The following is an 18,720-nucleotide window of genomic DNA, read 5'->3' on the forward strand; positions in this document are numbered from 1 at the left end:
GGCCGCGCCATCGAACTCGTGCGTGATGAAAAACGTGCAGAACAAAGGCCCCCCGGCCGGAGCATCCTTCACCCACGTCGCCTTCACAGGCTCCGGTGCCAGATCCCAGACCACGAACTCACGGCCGGGAATCACCTCCAAACCGGCGTCCTGCGGGCCCCAGAACCAAAACGCCTCACGATCGGTGAGCGCGTACCGACGGGCCAGGAGATCCGCCATTCCCTCACGGCTGGTGGCCCGCCCGGAAGGACCCCCGTAGGGAGTCGCGCGCGTGTGCTCGAAACTCTTGAACAGCGGACCGCGAAACGAATCCGGAGGATCCACCACACGCCGCACGGAGAAACCCGGCGACGAACCACCACCCTGAAAGTAGAACTCCACCCAACGACCGGCCGCGCCATCGAACTCGTGCGTGATGAAAAACGTGCAGAACAAAGGCCCCCCGGCCGGAGCATCCTTCACCCACGTCGCCTTCACAGGCTCCGCCGCCAGGTCGCAAACGTCGAACTCGCGGCCGGGAGCCGGGTTCCAGTCGGCGTCCTCCGGGCCCAGGAACCAGAACGTGACGACCCCCGAGCCGTGCATCGCGCTCAGGACTCCGCGCAGTCCGTCCGCGGTTCCCGGTACTGGAGCAGCGGTGCGAGTCGCGTCGGCCATGAAGTCCCCCATGGGGTCGAGGTGATGAGCACGGATGGCACGAACCCGGCACGACTCGTCACAGACGCCATGCGTCCACGAGCCGCCGAATCCCAAGCAAGCCCGGCCGACGATGCCGGCCAACGAACGAAATCATTTCGCCGACGACGGCAGGTCGTCCCGGGTCGCCGAAAGGCCCCACGCTCCCGTCGTCGACCTTGAGGGATCGTCCCCCCGCGGCACATCTCGGCCGAGCCATTCGCGCGCGGTGCTCACCGACCGGCCCGCCCCCGTCTGCGCACTGGGCCGAGCTCCGGAAGGCATCGACGCGGGTGCACGCGCCGTCGGCAACCACCGGTCGTGCCCCGACCGCGCCACCGGGCAATTCCTCCCGACCGCCGCCGCTCCGCAACACGGCCTTCTCGGACAACGCCACGAGTCCCCCTTGTCGTCGTGCGTCCCAAGGACCTGCGCACACGTCACCGGGCAGGCCCCAACCCCACAACCCTCGACGCGCCCCGCCTCACACGCGACACCCGCAATCACTCACCGGGCATCGCACACACGCCTCCGACCAACCGGCTCGCGCCCACACCGAACCACCCACCCCGAGCCGGCGGGGACACGTGATCCTGACACGCCACCAACCAGGCGGGAACCCACTGCGCGAAGCTGACCGGAACTGGCCGACACATGACCGGATCAACGCCGCCATAGGCGGCCGGCGCCGTCGAAGAACCCGGCAGCCCCGGGCACGACTGCGCGACCGCGGCGACGAGGCCGGCCGGGGTCGAGGACTTCGTCCCGCACGTGGCCGCCCTCGACCCGGGTCCACAGTCACCCGCGCAGTGGCGTCGCATGGCGCGGGCCGTCATGGGCCCTCGCCCGGGCCGGGTTCCCAGCCGTCCGCGCCGTAGAGAAGCACCGGGTTGTCGACCGTGGTCAACGAGAGGTGCCACTGCATGGAGCAGCCGCCCAACGCGAGGAGCAACAGGGCATTCGCGCATGTACGCCCGCTGGTTCACCCAAGTCGTCACCACCGACGACGTCGACATCCAGCCGCTCCGCGCCGAACCCCTGTCGACGACCTCACCGGCCTGCTCCCGGGCGACTGCGGGACCGTCCCGACCTGACGCTGCCGCTGCCGGTCCTGCGCAAGCAGGCCACCGCGCGGGACCGGTGACCATTCGTCGGAGTAGACCACGACCCCTCGGTGTCCGGGTCGGCCCGTGGCCAGTCTCGTCGGTACCCGGACACGCCTGCTAGCATTTGCTAGCATTCGGGTATGGCGAAAACACAACTCAACGTGCGCCTGGACGAGGACGCGGCCGACGCCGCCCGCCAGGCCGCCGAGACCAGGCACATGACCCTGCAGCAATACATCGAACACCTCGTGCGCAGCGACACCGACCCCCTGCGGGCGGCGTTCGTGGGGTCCGCGCGCGAGGTGATCGCGGAGTACGGCGATCTCATCGAGGAGCGGGCGCGTGCACCTCGCGGTTGACCTGACCTGGATCCTGGAGATCGCGCGCCTGGCGGGCGAACAGGATCCCTCCCCCGACGATTTCGGGGTGCCGCTGGCCGCGGTCGAGCGTCACAAGGCGGTCCTGTTCGATCGTGACGTCTACGACGGCGTCCACGCGCGCGCCGCCGCCCTCGCCCACACCCTGGGTCGCCTGAACTGGCTCGAGCGCTCGAACATGACGGTCGCCGTCGCGGTAGCCGTCGCCTACCTCCAGGCGTCCGGCCGGCCGGTCAAACCCGGGCCCGAAGGGATCACCCGACTCGTCGACGAGCTGCGCCGCGAAGACTGCAGCGCCCACTCCGTCGCCGCCCTCCTGCGCTCCTGGCCCGCCTGACCACCCCCGACCCCTCGTACGCCGGGCGGGGCGGCCCGGACCCACCCGATACTCGCGAATCCCCTCGCTCCCGGAGACGAAAGATGCGGAATCCCCCACCCACGTCGATCCCCCGGCGAGCGCGCCACACGACTCCGGCGCTCCGGCCTCACCAACGCGACGCCCTCGCCGCGATCGTCCGCGAACTGGAGAACCCCGACCCGCAAGCGGTCGCAAGCGCCCCGTACAGCGGACGCCGGGCCACCGCGGTGATGGCATGCGGCACCGGCAAGACCTGGGTCGCCGCCGGAGCGGCGGCCACCCTCGCCGCGCACGACCGGGTCCTGGTCCTGGTGCCCACGCTCGACCTCCTCGTCCAGACCGTTCGGGCCTGGCACAAGGCCGGGCGCGTCGGCGGGAACCAACTCGCGGTCTGCTCCCTGGCCGGTGACCGGGCGTTGGGCGGCGCCGGGGTACGCGCGACCACCAGCGCGCCGCAACTCGCCCTGTGGGCGGACCGGGACGGGCCGCTGACCGTGTACGCCACCTACCAGTCGTTGGGGACGATCCTGGACGCCCACGCGGGCGTGTACGGGCTGCGGTTGGCGCCGTGGCGGCTGGTCTGCGTCGACGAGGCGCATCGAACGAGTGGTTGGCTGGGGAAGGAGTGGGGGGCCGTCCACGACGACGAGCGGCTCCCGGCCGGGGGGCGGCTGTACCTGACCGCGACCCCGCGCGTGTGGGAACCACCCGGCAACAGCACGTACGGCGAGGGCACCGGCGAAGGCGAGGCCGAGCGGCCCTCGGTCCTCGCCGGAGACGAGGCGTGGGAGGACCCGGGGGCAGCGGTCCCGGCCGGTGGGATCGCGGAGCCCACCGACGGCGAGGACGGCCGGGAAGACGAGGACGAGGGTGACACCCGTCCGTTGCGCGTGCGCGGCGGACGCCCGGTCCATTCGTCGCTGCCGATCCACGCGGTGGCGTCGATGGAGGACGAACGGATCTTCGGCCCCACCGTCCATCGGCTGGAACTCGCGGCCGGGGTGCGTCTGGGTCTGCTCGCGAGGCCGCGGATCGTCGTGGTCGACGTGGCCGACCCCACCGTCCAGGGCCTGGCCGCGGCCGGCGGTGTCGACCTCAACCGGGGGCCGGGCCGGCGCGGCCTGGAGGAGGTCGAGGAGTACCGGGCTGCGCGCCTGGCCGCCCTGCAGACGGCGGTGCTGCGTGTCGCGGCCGACCAGGGGTTGAGCACGGTGATCGCCTACCACGCCCGGACGGCCGAGGCCCAGGCGTGCGCGGAGACCCTGCCCGCCGTCGCGCAGCGGCTCCACGGGACGGACCCCGACCGGTACCCGGCGGCGGTGTGGGCGGACTGGTTGTGCGGCGAACACGAGCCCGAGCACCGGCGGCGGGTGCTCGGCGACTTCGCCGCCCACACCGACCGGACCGAACCCGCCGCCCTCTTCGAACTCCCCGACCGGGGTGGGGTCGTGACCCGGCGGGCGGTGCTCTCCAACGTGCGCGTACTCGCCGAAGGCGTCGACCTCCGCGCGGACGCGGTCGCCTTCATGGACCCCAAACTGAGCGTGATCGAGATCGTCCAAGCCATCGGCCGGGCCCTGCGCCAGGAACCACACGAGGGCCGCACCGCGACCATCATCGTGCCCATCTTCCTCGCCGCCGGCGAGAAGCCCGACGACATGCTGCTCTCCGACTCCTACCACTTCCTCGTCCGTGTCCTGCACGCCCTCGCGGCCCACGACAGCCGCGTCCTGGACATGCTCGCCACCCCCGCACCCAGCGGCAGGCGCCACCGGCTCGTCGACCACGCCGACGCGGACGGCGACACCGAGGACGCAGGCGACGACACCCCGGCCGCCGAGGAGGAGGACATCGAGACCGCCAGCGCGGGCCCCGAAGGCGACGGTGTGGGCGAGGACGTCGAGGAGCGGTTCCTCGTGCGGTTCATGACCGGGCACGACCCCGCGCTGCTCGCCGACTTCGTCAAGCTGCGTGTCATCGACCCCGAACGCCGGGACTGGCGACGGGGCTACCTCGCCGCCCGCCGCCGGCACACCGCCCACGGCGATCTGCGCGTCCCCCTGGACGCCGTCGACTACGACCCCGAATCGGGAACCTCCCACCCCGTCGGGGCGTGGATCGCCGAACAACGACGCGCACGAGCCGGCGGCACGATGCGCCCGCGCCGCATCGAACTGCTGGACGCGTTGGGCATGGTGTGGAGCGCCGACGACGACGCGTTCGAGAACGGCCTGGCGATGTGCCGCGCCTACCACGCGAGGTACGGCCACCTCGCCGCCCCCAAGACCGCGGTCGTCGACGCCTACCCCGTCGGGCAGTTCCTCGCCAACTGCCGACGCCCCCTGGCAACCAGGAAGCACCCCGACCGATGGCGCGCCCGCTGGGAACGCCTCTCCGGGATCGACCCGGGATGGAACCCCACCGGATGGCCCCTGACCTGGCAACGCATGCTCTCCCTGGTCCGACTGCACCTCGAACAAGGCGGCACCCTCGACGAACTCGCCCCCGGACACACCATGGACGGCGGCGACGTCGGCGCCTGGCTCGACAAACAACGCCGCGAATGGACGAAACTGACCCGAGCGCAGCGCGCCGCCCTGGGAGTGCTGGGCGTCGCCAAGGCCGCCTCCGTCGCAACGGGCCGGACGCGACGGGCGAGCGGGTCGCACGCGGACCGCTGGACGCTCACGCTCACCGCCGCACGCGCGTTCGCCACCCGTGAAGGACACCTGACCGTGCCCCGCACACACAGCGAGACCATCGAAGCGGGAGGCGAGACGCACCACGTGAAGTTGGGCGTGGCGCTCGCCAACGCACGTCAACGACGCGATTCCTGGGCGCAGGAGCGCGTCGAGGCCCTCACCGTGCTCGGGATGCGGTGGGCGTAGGGGGCTCGCGGTGGGGAGCCCCCTGTGGGCAGCTGGACTGGACGGGTCGCATCACCGCGCGGGCACCGGTCGATGGGTGTGAGGATCGCGGCGAGAGACTTCCGATCGACGATGGCGTTCGTCGCGTTGCCGTGAACCGCCCGCGTCGGTGGCCGGGTCGTGCAAGGGTGGGCGGGTGCCCTGCGTGGGGTCCACACATACTCGCCTCGTGGCGTGTCGTGCGGGCTGTGCCTCGCGCGGGTCGACGGGGAAAGGCTTCGGCCGCGGCAACGCGCGGTCGGAGCCTTTCTCGTTCGTCGCACGAGCGACCCGGTGGAGGGGAAGAACCGTCTTCGGCGGCAACATCATCGAGACCGGCACCGGCTCCTGGCGCTGCGCCTTGGACGCGACGTTGGCGGCTGGTCCGTCGGCAGCCGCATCGACTCCGCGCGGCACCGGCTCGGGGACCGCGCCGTGTCGACGAACGTTCGTTCCGTTGGCGCCTGCCGCATCCGGCAGGTGCTGTTCACGCCAGGGTGACGTGCATGCCGCCGGCGGCCAGGACATCGAGAACCTCGGCGAAGAAGTCGTACGGCCGCCCGTCGGGTGACAGGGCGTGGGACAGGTGCGTGCGCGCCGTGTCTGCGTCTCGCCAGAGCAGGGTCGCGGGGCGGGTGTAGCCGAAGGTGCCCCCCAGGCAATCGCGGAGGGCTTGCGGGTCGCCGCCGAAGTAGCCGCCGGGGCCGTTCACCGCCTCCCCGAGCGCCAGGTAGAGACCCTGCTCATCCGTGGCGTGGCGGCCGTCGATTTCGTAGGCGTGTCCGGGAGGCCGGTCGCTGTGGCGACGGATGCAGGCCCGGTGCCGGACCAGGTCGAACCAGGCCTCGCGGAGCCGTGTGTCGAGGCCGGCCCAGGTGTTCGGAGTGTGCGGCGACCCGCCGAACCACTCCTCCCACACCGGCCTGGCATGCTCGGGAACCAGCGTGTGGTACCGGGCCAGTTCCAGGTCGATCAGGTCGGCCCCGCGCGCGGAAGGCCGCCAGGCTTGGACGGTCGTCCACAGTGTGGGCGCCGCGAGCAGCTCACCCCGGTCGTCACGGATCTCCAGCAGGACTTCGTCCAGGTCTCGGGCCAGGCGCGTGCCCTTCGCGAGCACCGCGCGCAGCTCGTCGGTCGGGGCGAGGCCGCGCAGCACCAGCGGCGGTAGCGGCCGTTCCGACCTCGGGACGCGGGCGAACTCGCGGCAGGAGCCCAACCATCGGGACTCGTCGTGCACGCGGACGGTCCCGCGGTGTCCTTCGGGCGGGCCCATGTGGTCGTCCACGCCCGTCAGCACCAGAGTGTCCGCGCTTGGCCCGTGGTCCACCAACGCCGCATCGTCCAGGCGCCAGGCGTCGAGCGCGTCGTCGTCCGGCACCAGCCACACCCGGCTGCCGATCCAGCCCCGCGGCCCGGAGCCGTCCGAGGCCCAGCCGAACAGCTCGTACGTCGCCGGCCCGGGATCGGTGAACAACCCCTCCACAACAGAGCACACACCCAGCAGATGACCGTGCTCGGTCTCCACAAGGGTGTACCGGGGGCGACTTGGATGATCCGTTCCCTCGTTCACGAAGAAATGATGCCCGACCCGCCGTTGCGGCGCACCGGGCGCGTTCTCGCTCATCGCCACGGCCGTCGACGCCGGACTCGTGGGCATGCACGCCCACGAATCGGCGTCACCGACTCCTGCGCTCCTTCCGTCCACCCGGAGCCCGGCCGGCGACTTCGCCGAGACGGGCGCAACGAGCCCGACGCGTTGAGGGGTCGGATCCGTGTCTCGGACGGCCGCGTACCCGCAGGGCGATCGCGTCCGGGTGGTTCGGATGAATCGCCCGCCGCGGCGGGGGTGTTGCCGAAGGCTGAGCGGGCGCTGTTCGCGGGGTCCACACATTCGCCTCGCGGCATGGTGTGCGGGCCGTGCTCCCGCCGGCGGGCGACGCGGAACGGCTCCGGTACCGCCCCCTTTTTTTGGGGTGCGGTTCGGGGCCGTTTCCGTGCGTCGCGCGGACCCCCGGAGGAGGGGAGGACCGGTTGCCCGCGGACGGGTTCAGGTCGACTCGCCGCGCCGGATCCGGTCCGCGATGGTCTCGATCTGTCGGGCGAGCAACAGGTCCATCGTCGCCGGGAGTTGCGGGTCGATGTCGGGGCGCAGCAGGCCGGGGACCAGGTCGTTGAGGCCGACGTGTCGGCCGGGGGTGTGGAGGCCTTCGAGGCGTTCGAGGACGAAGGCGTCCATGTTGGTGTTGAGGGTGCGGTTGACCGCTGCGAGGGCGGGGTTGGGCGGGGCGTGGAGGGCGGGTTCGAGGCGGCGGTACATCGCGCGGTGTTCCTCGTCGGAGCGCGCGGCGGCCTCCTCGGTCATCACGGCCCGGCAGGTGACGCCTTCGTCGTTGGTGAATTCTTGTGCGCGCTTGGTCAGTGACCGATAGCTGTACGGTCCGCAGGTGTTGAGACAAGACGCCTGGTCGGTTCACTACACCTCGCGGGACCTTCCGCAGCTTGAGCCGCAGCCCTGGCACCTGCGAGTTTCTCCGGATGAATGGGAGCTTTGGCTCGATGGCCTGGGCATTCCTGACGGGACGCCGTACCTGTTGTCGCCGTGCTTCGTCTACGACACGGACCTGAACTCGTACTTCCATCAGGTGAATCTCATGGAGGGCCCGCTCAACAGCCAACTCAACCGGGCGTCGGCCCTCTGCAGGAAGCTGAACTTCCTGCACCGGAGCCACGGCGGGAAGGACTGGCGGGACGCGACCGAGGACGATCACACCGCCTACCACTATTGGCGGCGCCGTGACCCACGCGGGCCACGGGTCGACGGCGACACGTGGAGCCAGGAGATCTCGCACCTCCAACAGTTGCCGGAACGTAACCCTCGCCCCGGAGAACGTTGCCGCCTGGCAGCGCGAGGTCGCTCGCATCGACGAGCGTCTCGCCTCAAGGCCGATGCCGGCGCCCCGCCTCCGAGAACTCCTACGGAGCCGGCGTACCGAGGTCGTCAAGTTCCTGACGGCCAATGGGCGGGAGGCCGTTCCGGTATCACCCGCAGAGTCCCCGACCTATCCGACGCATTGGTCCGCAAGCACCTCCAAGAAGTGCTTACCGGCTGCCTCGAGACCAACACCAAGCCCAGCGTCCTCCTGTTGGCCCGGCGTCTCGACCTGACCAACACCACCTTCCGCCGCCGCTATCCCGAGATCGCCCGAGAGATCTCCGAGCACCGCGCCACCCCTACGACCCCGCGAAGCGGCCCGACCGCGCACGACAAGCTCGTCGCACGCAACGCGAAGCTTCGTCGCCGGAACCGCGACCTGACCGCCCAGCTCGCCCTCGCTGCGGCGCAGATCCAGTACCTCGCCCTCCGGAGCGAACGGCTGCAGGAAGCACTGGAGTCGGCCGAGGGGGTCACGAACATCAACAGCAGGACAAGGCTTGGTGGAACCAACCGACCCAGGTGTCGGCGTACTCGTCAGTACCCAACCAAGTACACGTGAACGTGCTCACGTGAGGACTATGCCGGTGCCCGTCTGCCCACTGCCTGGTCAGCGGGACTGGCCCCTTGTCCTACCGTCTCTGCGGCACGGCCGGCCACGGCAGATCGAGCAGGCGGGCAAGGGCAGCCGCCAAAGGGGCCGAGCGGCCGGGCAGGTGCCGGGATGCCCAGTCGGCCGCCAGCGCGACGAAGTCGGCCAAGTCCCGCTCGACGCCCACCAGCAGCCGCCCGAGCTCGGAGGCGGACAGCTCGATCACCGGGCTGTCGCTCTGCCCGGACCTGACGGTCAGCCGGACGGTGTCGCCGAACCGCTCGGCGGTCGGCTGCGGATCGTGGCCGAGCCAAGGCCGGTCGCCGCCGTCGACGACCTCGTGCCACTCACGCCAGCCCTCCAGCCCGCAGCAGCAGCCGGGCAGCAACGTGACGCCCGTGGAGCTGTCCACGACGCGCAGGCCACCCGCCACGATGAGTTCCTCGGAGGTCAGCATCCCGTGCAGGAAGGATCCGAGTCGGTCGGCCGGCGGGGGTGGGAAGCCCTTCCCGGGGTCGGGGCCGATGCCGTTGTAGCCGACGATGCGCATCATCGCCGTCCCGACCTCGGCGGGAGAAAGCTCACCGGTGAGAGGAAGGTAGTCGAAGGGCTTCGTCTCGGCGACGGGCCAGAAGGCGAAGTCGTCGTCGGGCACATCCATCTCCAGCACGGGCTGCATCACGATCACCCGGCGAAGTGTGCCCCACTCCCCGCCCACCCCACCTCTCGTTTACGCCTGGGCACCCCATCGCCATCCAGCCCGAACAGCAAGCATGACGGGCATGTTCGGCTGTACCTCCCTGAGCGCATACAGAGGTGTACGCCGACACCAGAAATCCGTGGGCACCACCTCCGAAACGGTCAACGGTCAGTTCTCAACACCGTCCACAAGAATTCCCGGATCACCCACATCAGGGGCACCTCCCAAGATCAACGGACCCGGAACGGTACTCCGCTCCTGTGACGAGTGGAAGTGGTCGGCGGTGATTCACCCTGACGACCGTCCAGGAGTGCGGTGGCGGGGGTGTCCCGGTCCTTGCACAACGACAGGTCGAACGTGCCGATCAGGAGGTTCTCCTTCCATTTCCAGACCCTGGCCCGCAGGTCGAGTTCGTGGGCCCCGTCGACGCGCAGGGGCGGTGGTTCGCGAAGCCGCGCGACGACGGCGCGGTGGAATGCGTCTGCTGCCCGACGATGCAGCGGTCGTGCTCCTCCACGCGGCCGGACACGACCCAGTCGGCGAGTGTGCGCCGGGCTTCGAGGAGCATGGCGACCGCGTCCTGCCATTCTTCGGCTGTGCGGTCGCCGTGATCCCGCGACATCCACGGTGGCCCCCATGATCGGCGCGGTACCGGCGCGTGTCGGCCATCCGCCTGCGGGTGGGCGGGTCGGGACGGCGAATCCGACGGGTCGAAGCCCCGGCGACGGTCCGAGGGCGGACGCCGACGCACCTACACTGGTGCCGATGCGAGGAAGACGAACGTGAAGCGTGCACGGGCCGTCGAACTGGTCGAACGGATGCTCGGCCGGCTCGACGCGGACCAAACTTGGCCGATCAGCCTGGTGCAACAGGTCTGGGTCTTCGGGAGCTTCGCCCGGGGCGCCCGCGAGCCGCACGACGTCGACGTGGCCGTGCGTTTCGAACGCGACGAACAGATGCGGCAGGCGGTCGTCGAAGCGATCCTCTCCGGCCGCGCCAACCCCTACGCCCCGCTGCGCCACGCGCTCGCCGGGACATCGCGCGGGTTGCAGTTCCAGTTCGAGGACCACGCGCGGGAACAACTCCGGGTCGAAGGCACGGCCATGCTGTCGCTGTGGCAACGCGGCGACACGCTCGCGCAGGCCCTGACCGTCCTGCACTCCATCGCCGAGGACCCGGCCGCGGGCCGCGCCGAACGCCACGACATGATCGACGCGTTCACCGGCCTCGACCGTCACATCCCCCGCCCGGTGCGCGCGGAACTGATCGCCTGGCGGCAACGGGGACTCGTCGACATCGCCCGGATCCCGCTCTCGGACGTCCCCCAGGACACCGCCCTGCTCGCGGACCCGCACCTGCGGTGGGCCGTCGATCGACGGTGGAACGATGACAGCCCACTGCGCCGCGCGGCCCTGGCGGGCCTGTCCCACCTGCTCGCCCTCGGGGCGGACCTCGACGACGTCGACCTGGCCGGCCAACGCCTGCCCACCCTGCGGCGCCTCGCCGGGCACCGGAGTGACGCACGCTGGTGGATCAACTGGAAGTGGCGCGGCTACTCCGGCATCCCCCACCGCGTCCCCCGCGGGAAGGCCTGGCTCGAAGTCGTCCAGCCCACCCGAACCCGCCCGTTGACGGCCCTGATGATCCGACCGGGACCACACGCCGTGACCCCACGCAAGTGAGGCCCGGCCCACTCGCCGGATGCCACGATGGTCCATCCGACGTGGACGCCGTGATCGGCGAACACCTCGACGAACGGTGAATCCCCGTAGGGGAGGAAACGCGCGAAACGCGATGGTGCGCGTCCCTGCGAGGTGATGCGCCGACCACGCGGGCCCGCCCGCACTGTCGATCGCGGCCGGCGCGGCGGACGGCGTAGGGCACGGCCGGCCGAGCACTCGCCGGCTCGGGCCGTGGCCGGTCGCTCGGTCTCACCCGCCTGGGCGCTGTCGGCCTTCGGCAGGCCATCGTTCACTCTTGCGGGTGATGGCGTTCGACGCTGCGACCGGCCAGTCTCGGGTTCGTGGCCAAGCGACCGGCAGGTGCCCACCCTTCGGGTATTTCGAACCCCCGACCAACTGATCAGTTTGTAGGGTCTCAACGCGCATGACACAGACCGGGCTTCCGACCAGCGACTTCCTCGCGGTCACAGCAACGCCACACGGCCTCTGTCTCGGATTCGTGGCACATCCGGCCGACATCCGTCAGACCAGGCAGAACTCGTTGCCTTCCGGGTCCGCCATCACCACGTGATCGGGCCTGCCCTGCATCTCGTCCTCACGCACCACGGTCGCACCTGCGGCAGTCAACCGCTCCACCGCTTCCACCACACGTGGCCACCGGACCTCCCACGGCGTTCCACGGCCGCCGCCGACCTGCACGTCCAAGTGCAGCCGGTTCTTCACCACCTTCGGCTCCGGAACCTGCAGAAACGCAAGGTTGGGACCCGCCCCGTCCGGATCCGAGAGATAGGCACCCTCGTCCCACTCGTCCTCCGGGATCCCATGGTGCGTGAACCATTCCTCCCAACTCCCGAACCCCGTGGGCGCCGGCTTCTCCACATAACCCAACGCCAGCGCCCAAAACTGGGCCAACTCCGCCGGTCGCGGGCAGTCGATCGTCAAGCTCCACCCGGTCGCCATGCGGCCTCCTCAGTCAAAGACAGCGACGCTACCGCGCACCCCTGAATTTAGGCGCCCGCGTCGCCGATGAGCCCTCATTGCACCGCGAAGCGAAGCGGACCAGAATTCACTTACCCGAACGACGGATGGATCTGACCGGCGAGTCTCAGAACGGCGGCATAAATGCCATCGTTGTGCCATCGAGCGTGAGACTGTGCCACGGCGGCTGAGACCCTACAGTTGACTAGGCTGCGAATCCGACCCCGGAAGCGAACTCGAAACCGCCCCAGTCCGAACCCAGATCGGCCAACACCTCGTCGGTCCACAGGTCGTCCAGCGTTCGTTCGTCGCCGGCCGCCCAGGCACGCACGATGGCGTCCCAGCGGCGGACGTTGACGCTGCGGTGCCCGGCCACGCCCGCTCGGCGGTGCGGTTCGCGTACACCGGACTGGTCGTGGGGGTGCAGTTCGACGCGGGTGCCGCGACCGTTGTTGTTCAGGCGACGAGTCAACGAACGCGCTACGTTGCGCCGGCGCAGGTCGCGATAGGCCGCATCGATCCGGCGCAGGTTCGCCCGGTTGGGGGTCTGGTCCTCGGCGAGCCAGGCGGCGAGGGTGCGGGGTGTGACGGTGATGCCGGCGGTGTCCATGGCGGTGTAGCCGGCGGTGGAGGCGGTGAGGTAGCGCAGGCGGGCGGCGAGGCCGCGTTCGGTGTCGACGGGTGAGGTGATGCCGTCGGCGAGTTCGTCCAGGCGCTCGGCGGCCAGCGCGGAGGCGCGGGTGCCGCGCATCCCGTATTTGCCGGGCTCCAGGGAGCGGTAAGGCATCCGCGGTCAGTTCCTCTCGGGCGAGGCGGGGGCGGGCTCGGTGGGATCGGCGGTCAACTCTTGTCCTTGGTCTGGAGGATGTACGTGTCCTTGATCTTGACGTCGCCGACGCCGCGGCCCTCGGTGAAGACGGTGCGCCAGTCGCCGCCGGTGAGGTGGAGCTCGTCCGTGCCCATCACCCGCACCACGGCGAGACCGCCCTGGTGGGCCTTGAAGGCCTTGACCCACAGGTTGGAGAACGCCTGGGAGCGGATGATGTGCATCCAGTCGGGGCGGTTGATCTCCCGGTTGTAGTTGGAGCCGCCCATCGTGGACACGAGTTTGGCGTACATCTGCTTCACATAGTCCAATGTCACGTCGTCGCCCTCGGCGATCGCCGCGTCGCGGGCGTCGCGCAACGCGGTCCGCAACCGCTCCAGGAGGTTCTCGGTCGCCACCGCTGTCCAGGACTCCAGGATCTGCGGTTCCTCGCACAGGTTGCCGTAGGTGGGCGAGGCGCAGCGCAGGAGGAGTCGCAGGGTGGGGTCGGTGATCCACAGCGGGCCGGGCTCGTCCCGGTCGCCGAGCGGGTTCGGGAGATCGTCATGGTGCCAGGCGGGGGGGTCGACAAGGTAGATGCCGGCGCGACGGCGTTTGCGGCCTCGGGGTCCGTCGTGGTCGTCGAGGTCGGGGCCCGTACGGTGTTCGAGGGGACCGATCGGCAGGTGGGCCTTGAGCGCGGACAGGTAGGCGGCGTTCATGTCCAGCGTGACCACCTCGTGATCGCCGGCGGGGAGGTGCCCGTTGCGCCACTTGGGGCGGGCCTCCCATACCGCGTCGGAGTCCTCCTTCCTGTGTTTGCGCAGCAAATCCGGCAGGGGCGGGTACCACGTGTGTTCGTAGCGGGACCCGGCCCGGGACAGGCGCAGGAGATCCATCACGTCCGGAATGGCCCGGCGGGCCAACGCCTCGCTCGCCGCGGTGATGTCGCCCTGGGCGGCGGCGAGTTCCTGCGCGACAGCGCCTGCGATCGCACCGGGCAGGGGGTCCTCGTCGGTGTCCGGCACGACACGGCGCGCCTTCGATGGGACCGGGGTCTTCGACGCGGTGGGCGCGGGGCGGTTGCTCGCGCGTGCGGGCGCGGTGGCCGTGGTGGGTGCGGTGGCCGTTACGTCGGCGGCGGTGAAGTCTTTGCGATCCCCGGCCTGCTCGCGAGGCGTGGAGGCGGGGGGTGAGGTGCTGTCGGGCAGGGCGGTGTCGACGGGTGCCGTCGGGTCGGTGGGCGTAGGGCCGGTGGGGGTGGGCGGGGGGTCGGTGAAGCGGACGTGGGCGAGGTCGGCGCGTAGTGCGGCTTCGGCGATCGGGCCGAGGTCGCGTTCCGTGACGATCGCGAACGCGAGTTCGCCCTCGCGTGTCAGGTGGACCACGGTGTCGGCCTCGGCCAACGCCGCCGCGACCTCGGGGCCTTCGCCCGCGCTCGTCTCCCACGCGGCCACCACCGGTACGTCCAACTCCGCCGCCAACCGGCGCAACGCGCCCACGGCTTCCCGGACATCGGGGCCGGAGCACCCGGCGCCGGCGGTGGGGCGGACGAGATGGTTGAGCGGGTCCACGGCGACCAGGATCAGGCCCGCGATGTCGGTGGCGGTGGCGTGGAGCAGGTCGGGGGTCAGGTCGGTGCCGTCGTCCAGGAGTAGTCCCCCGGCGGCCAGTCGCGTCGACGCGGCGTCGGCCGCGGCGCGTTCGATGTCGGTGAGGGTGCCCGCGCGCAGCCGGCGGTGGTCGACCCCGGCGGCGGCTGCGGTCAGGCGGGCGGCGACGTCGGCGCGGGGGCGGCCGGGTGTGCAGGACAGCACGGCGTGGGGTGTGTCGGGGTCGTCGGCGGGGGCCAGGGTCGCGGACAACACGGTGCCCGCCGCGAGCAGGCCCGCGCCGGTGCCGGGCGCGCCGACGACCACCACCAGGCGGCCGGGCAGCGCCCCGCCGCCGGTGGCCTCGTCCAGGGTGGTGGGGCCGAACGAGACCGCGCGGCGGCGGGCGGCGGTCGCCTCCCCCAACGCCGTCGCGAACCCCGCCACCCTGCGCCCGGCCTTCGCGGCCGGCCGCCCCGGCGCGGGGTCGTCGGTGTCCGGGGGCGTGCCGGCCGAAGGCGGTGGGGTCGGGGCTGCGGCGGCCGGCGGCGGGGTGGTTGCGGCCGTGGGTGTGTCCTCGGGGGCCGGTGCGGTGGCGAGGTGGGTGATCTGGGCGTGGACGGTGCGGTAGCGCAGCAGGAGTTGCGGGGTGCCCGCGGCGGCGGCGCGCACCAGGTTGCCCAGGTGCTGTCGGGCGTCGGTCATCGTGAACGCGGGCAACTCCCCCTGTGCGGCGATCACCTCCGGCGTCGGCGCGGTGAGTACGGCGCGTACGCCGTGGGGGGCGTGGATCACGATGCGCGCTCCGGCGGCGGCGTCGGCGACCACCCGCGCCCATCGCTTGCGGACTTCCTCCACACCGAACGCCGACCCGACATCCCCGCCGGACCCGGGCCCGGGTGTGGAGTATGGGGCGGGCGTCGTGGGCGCGTTCTCGTCCGACCCGCGCGATCCCTCGCTCATGCGCCCGACCACTTCCTTCCCAGCCTCTTCCCTCTCGATCCTACCGCGATCCGACGCGAAAACCTGCCGACTTGTGGGCCGTCGCACGGCGGCGGAAACATGCGCGGCCGGAGCACGCCTCGAGGCGGCGGACCGGTGGTCGGTGTGGGCTGTGGCTGTGATGGTCTTCCCCGGTTCGGTACAGCGGACGGCTGCGGGAGCATAGGGGAATGCCGTCCATCGCACCGCCGTTCGAGTTGCGTCTTCGCCGGACCCGGAACAACACGAAGATGATCGCGATGGCGATCGGCGTCTGCGCGTTGATGTTCGTACCCGGCATTCCGCTCGGCGTGGCAATCGCGGGCTGGGGGCTCTTCGGGTCGGCCGGGCTCCTCGCGGCGGCCGCGCCCCGGATCGCGCCGGTGGCGCTGCGCATGGACGCCGAGGGCGTCGCCGTGTCCCGAGGGGTGTGGCGCCCTCGGCGGGTGGCGTGGGCGGACGTGGAGGCGATGGTGTCCTGGCAGGTGCGCGACGGCAGCCACTGGGTCGGCATCGTCGCCACCCCCGAATACCGCCGCCGCACCGGCCTCGACACCCGATGCGGCGGCCGATGGATGGACAACATCATCGGCCTGCCGATCGCCTGGACCACCACCAAACGGGACGGCCCACCCGACGAACTCAAAGCCATGGTCGCCGCCTTGTGGCACATCTCCCCCGACACCCCCTGGATCGACGCCGCACTCCACGACCGCACCGCACCCGCCTGAAACACCCCCGGCTCCGCCACGCCCGGCCCGCCGACATCCGCAATGGCGACCGGCCGCGCGGCACGCACCCGCGCCTGCGGCGGCCGCCGTTTCGTATCGCCTGCCGGCGCCATGGCACGCGGGGCGCGCCATCGGGGGCGTTCCGCCGCCCCCCGATCCCCCCAGGCGGTTCGTGCCGTGCCGTAGGACCCCCGTTCGCGCCCGGGTCGTGTACCGACGGTCCAGGCCTACGCTCTGCTCGCCCACGTTCGGGCGTGGGCTGGTGTCGTCAGTCGAAGGGGCCCTGCGGTTCGAGGCACACAACGACGTCGGAATCCTGATTCTTTCGTCCTGCCGCGGGTCGGGCGTGGGATGGTTGGTGTGGATTCGCAAGGGCGGACCAAGCGTGATGAGCACCGGGTGACGAACCGGGGGGTCGGCCATGAACAAGTGGGTCTTGGGTGGCCGTTACGAGTTGGTCGTGCTGCTCGGTCACAGTGGTACGACGGCGGTGTGGGCGGCACGGGATCAGGTGCTCAATCATCGTGTCGCGGTCCGAGTGTTGAGGAACGAGGGGCGGGACACCTCCGGCACGCAAAGGGAGATCTTCCGGGCCCTCGGCGGGCTGAACCACGCGGGTGTTGAGAAGGTGTTCGACCTGGGCCGCACTTCCGACGACGACACCATGTATGTGGTGACGAAGTTCCTGATCGGGCAGGACCTGCGCAGCGTCCTCGACGGCGAAGGTCCGCCGGAGGTGGACACCGCAGTGGACTGGGCGGCACAGATCGCTGCCGCGTTGCAGGTCGTGCACTCGGTCGGGGTAGTGCACCGGAATCTGAAGCCGGGCAACCTCATGCTCGCTCCGGAGGGTGGGATCACGCTTTTCAACTTCGGTATCGCGACATCCGTGGCAGCGACGGAACCGGACCGGATCGTGGGTACGCCGGCGTACATGGCACCCGAGCGGTTCGAAGGCTCCTCTGCGGACACCCGCTCGGACCTGTACTCGCTGGGATGCGTGCTCTACGAACTCCTCACGGGACAACACCCTTTCCCGGGTAACACCCCCATCACCGCCGCCGTGCGCGCCGCGCGCACGCCCGCTCCGATACCTCCGAGCCGTATCCGACCCGGGATTCCCCCGGCCCTGGACGACCTCGTTCTGGACCTGCTCGCGAAGGACCCCGCCCGTCGACCCGTGTCTGCGGGGGAGGTCCGGTACGTACTGCGTGAACTCCTCGACGCCGACTCGAGAGAGGCCGACACCCATCCGTCCTTCCCCCGGGCCGCCCCGTCGGCCGACGCGTGTGCACACGCTGCGGGTCTGGGTTGGTGGGACGTACGGATTCGTTTCCCAGCGACGGTGCTCCCGCGAGCTGCGGTCCAAGCCGCATCGCGCTTGTTCGGACCGCGTTCGACGGCTTCCTCCCTCCGGCGGTTGGCGTACCCCCTCCTGGCCGTGCTGTTCATCGTCCCGATCACGGCGGCTCTGTTCCTGCTGCTGCGTGCGTTGCCGGCGGCGCACGGCTGGTGGTTCCTCGCGCTGTGGGCGCTTCTGGGGATCGGCGCGGTCCCCGGTGTTCGCCGCAGGCACCGAACCCGAAAACCGACAGTCGCCGCGCCGGGACGCACGAGTCCGCGACCCGGCGGCGCGACGTCGACTCTTCGACCGGAGGCGTTCGTGCGTGGGCTGCTCGACATGTGGCTTCCCCTGTCGCCCCAGGTGGTCGCCGACCATGGGGCATTACCCGATCGAGGCAGCGATCCACCGTCGCGCGAGCGGGCGCTGAGCAATGTCCTGGCGGTGCAGGGTCGTACGTACCGTCGGCTCGGTCAACCGCCGCGGAGGTCCGCCCCCGATGATCCGTCCACCGAGGCCGGGGAAGGTGAGCGGTGACCGCCGCGACGCCGCCCGGGGATCCGGGGCCGATCGTCGTGCCCACCAGCCCGCAGCAGGAGTCCGTCCAGGCGCCTCGTGTGTATCGGGATCTCCCGGCGGCCGAGCAGGCGGAGGTCTGGGAACGTGTGGTCCCGGGTGCCGGTGATCGTGTGTTGCGGTTGGTCGAGCGGGATTTCGAACGGCAGGCGGAGGAACACCGGCAATGGTGTCTCGACCAGATCCATCGACGCCGAATGGATCTGGCCCAGTTGGTGATGCGGGCCGTCGTCGGCAGCGGAGGCCTTGCCGGGTACCTCTGGCTGGCCAAGTATTTCGTCGACCACGATGCCGCCGTTCCCGCGGCGGCCATGCTCGGCGGCGGAGTCGCCGCCTTGGCGGCGCTGGTCCTCCGCGCTCGGCCCGAGAAACCTTGATCACAAACCT

The 18,720-nt window shown here is 70.9% G+C and carries 15 protein-coding genes; 8 read left to right on the forward strand and 7 right to left on the reverse strand.

Annotation, left to right across the window (positions count from 1 at the left end; genetic code table 11):
• On the reverse strand, nucleotides 1–780 hold a 780-nt coding region (locus ACWGR4_RS30375), incomplete at its 3' end, for a hypothetical protein (protein ID WP_452129502.1).
• Between the two features lie 1,141 nt (nucleotides 781–1,921).
• On the opposite strand from ACWGR4_RS30375, the gene ACWGR4_RS30380 reads away from it, so the two are divergent.
• The 3 genes from ACWGR4_RS30380 to ACWGR4_RS30390 all read left to right on the forward strand — a co-directional run bounded on the left by ACWGR4_RS30380 (nucleotide 1,922) and on the right by ACWGR4_RS30390 (nucleotide 5,404).
• The gene (locus tag ACWGR4_RS30380; RefSeq protein ID WP_452129501.1) at nucleotides 1,922–2,140 is read left to right on the forward strand and encodes a hypothetical protein; all 219 of its coding nucleotides are present in this window, start codon (nucleotides 1,922–1,924) and stop codon (nucleotides 2,138–2,140) included.
• Nucleotides 2,124–2,495 (forward strand): fic family toxin-antitoxin system, toxin component, encoded by a 372-nt coding sequence (locus tag ACWGR4_RS30385; protein WP_452129500.1) that lies wholly within the window; start codon nucleotides 2,124–2,126, stop codon nucleotides 2,493–2,495. Before ACWGR4_RS30380 ends, ACWGR4_RS30385 begins: the two co-directional genes overlap by 17 nt.
• 83 nt (nucleotides 2,496–2,578) lie before the next feature.
• Complete coding sequence (locus tag ACWGR4_RS30390; RefSeq protein ID WP_452129499.1) at nucleotides 2,579–5,404, forward strand: Helicase associated domain protein; 2,826 nt, start codon at nucleotides 2,579–2,581, stop codon at nucleotides 5,402–5,404.
• A 505-nt stretch (nucleotides 5,405–5,909) separates the two neighbouring features.
• Here the strand turns inward: ACWGR4_RS30390 and ACWGR4_RS30395 are convergent.
• Both ACWGR4_RS30395 and ACWGR4_RS30400 read right to left on the reverse strand, forming a co-directional pair.
• Entirely contained in the window at nucleotides 5,910–6,992 is a 1,083-nt protein-coding gene (locus ACWGR4_RS30395; protein WP_452129498.1) for a barstar family protein, read from the reverse strand.
• A 477-nt stretch (nucleotides 6,993–7,469) separates the two neighbouring features.
• Entirely contained in the window at nucleotides 7,470–7,787 is a 318-nt protein-coding gene (locus ACWGR4_RS30400; RefSeq protein WP_452129497.1) for a hypothetical protein, read from the reverse strand.
• A 79-nt stretch (nucleotides 7,788–7,866) separates the two neighbouring features.
• Between ACWGR4_RS30400 and ACWGR4_RS30405 the strand changes: the two genes are divergently transcribed.
• Nucleotides 7,867–8,916, forward strand: coding sequence for a hypothetical protein (locus ACWGR4_RS30405; RefSeq protein ID WP_452129496.1), 1,050 nt, complete (start codon nucleotides 7,867–7,869; stop codon nucleotides 8,914–8,916).
• A 70-nt stretch (nucleotides 8,917–8,986) separates the two neighbouring features.
• Here the strand turns inward: ACWGR4_RS30405 and ACWGR4_RS30410 are convergent, their stop codons facing one another.
• Nucleotides 8,987–9,625: a hypothetical protein gene (locus ACWGR4_RS30410; RefSeq protein WP_452129511.1), complete on the reverse strand. Its 639-nt coding sequence runs from the start codon at nucleotides 9,623–9,625 to the stop codon at nucleotides 8,987–8,989.
• Between the two features lie 803 nt (nucleotides 9,626–10,428).
• Between ACWGR4_RS30410 and ACWGR4_RS30415 the strand changes: the two genes are divergently transcribed.
• Nucleotides 10,429–11,328, forward strand: coding sequence for a nucleotidyltransferase domain-containing protein (locus ACWGR4_RS30415; protein WP_452129495.1), 900 nt, complete (start codon nucleotides 10,429–10,431; stop codon nucleotides 11,326–11,328).
• Nucleotides 11,329–11,850: 522 nt separating this feature from the next.
• Here the strand turns inward: ACWGR4_RS30415 and ACWGR4_RS30420 are convergent.
• From ACWGR4_RS30420 to ACWGR4_RS30430, 3 genes are all read right to left on the reverse strand, one after another.
• A complete protein-coding gene (locus ACWGR4_RS30420) occupies nucleotides 11,851–12,288 on the reverse strand; it encodes a VOC family protein (protein ID WP_452129494.1) in 438 nt (145 codons plus the stop codon).
• A 223-nt stretch (nucleotides 12,289–12,511) separates the two neighbouring features.
• Nucleotides 12,512–13,093, reverse strand: a complete 582-nt coding sequence (locus ACWGR4_RS30425; RefSeq protein ID WP_452129493.1) for a transcriptional regulator — start codon at nucleotides 13,091–13,093, stop codon at nucleotides 12,512–12,514.
• Nucleotides 13,094–13,146: 53 nt separating this feature from the next.
• Nucleotides 13,147–15,666, reverse strand: coding sequence for a DnaB-like helicase C-terminal domain-containing protein (locus ACWGR4_RS30430; protein ID WP_452129492.1), 2,520 nt, complete (start codon nucleotides 15,664–15,666; stop codon nucleotides 13,147–13,149).
• Between the two features lie 209 nt (nucleotides 15,667–15,875).
• On the opposite strand from ACWGR4_RS30430, the gene ACWGR4_RS30435 reads away from it, so the two are divergent.
• The 3 genes from ACWGR4_RS30435 to ACWGR4_RS30445 all read left to right on the forward strand — a co-directional run bounded on the left by ACWGR4_RS30435 (nucleotide 15,876) and on the right by ACWGR4_RS30445 (nucleotide 18,710).
• Nucleotides 15,876–16,415, forward strand: a complete 540-nt coding sequence (locus ACWGR4_RS30435; RefSeq protein WP_452129491.1) for a hypothetical protein — start codon at nucleotides 15,876–15,878, stop codon at nucleotides 16,413–16,415.
• 421 nt (nucleotides 16,416–16,836) lie between these two features.
• Nucleotides 16,837–18,294 (forward strand): serine/threonine-protein kinase, encoded by a 1,458-nt coding sequence (locus tag ACWGR4_RS30440; RefSeq protein ID WP_452129490.1) that lies wholly within the window; start codon nucleotides 16,837–16,839, stop codon nucleotides 18,292–18,294.
• Nucleotides 18,291–18,710, forward strand: coding sequence for a hypothetical protein (locus ACWGR4_RS30445; RefSeq protein ID WP_452129489.1), 420 nt, complete (start codon nucleotides 18,291–18,293; stop codon nucleotides 18,708–18,710). Before ACWGR4_RS30440 ends, ACWGR4_RS30445 begins: the two co-directional genes overlap by 4 nt.
• Nucleotides 18,711–18,720 lie beyond the last annotated feature (10 nt).

It is taken from the genome of Embleya sp. NPDC055664 (assembly GCF_053618075.1).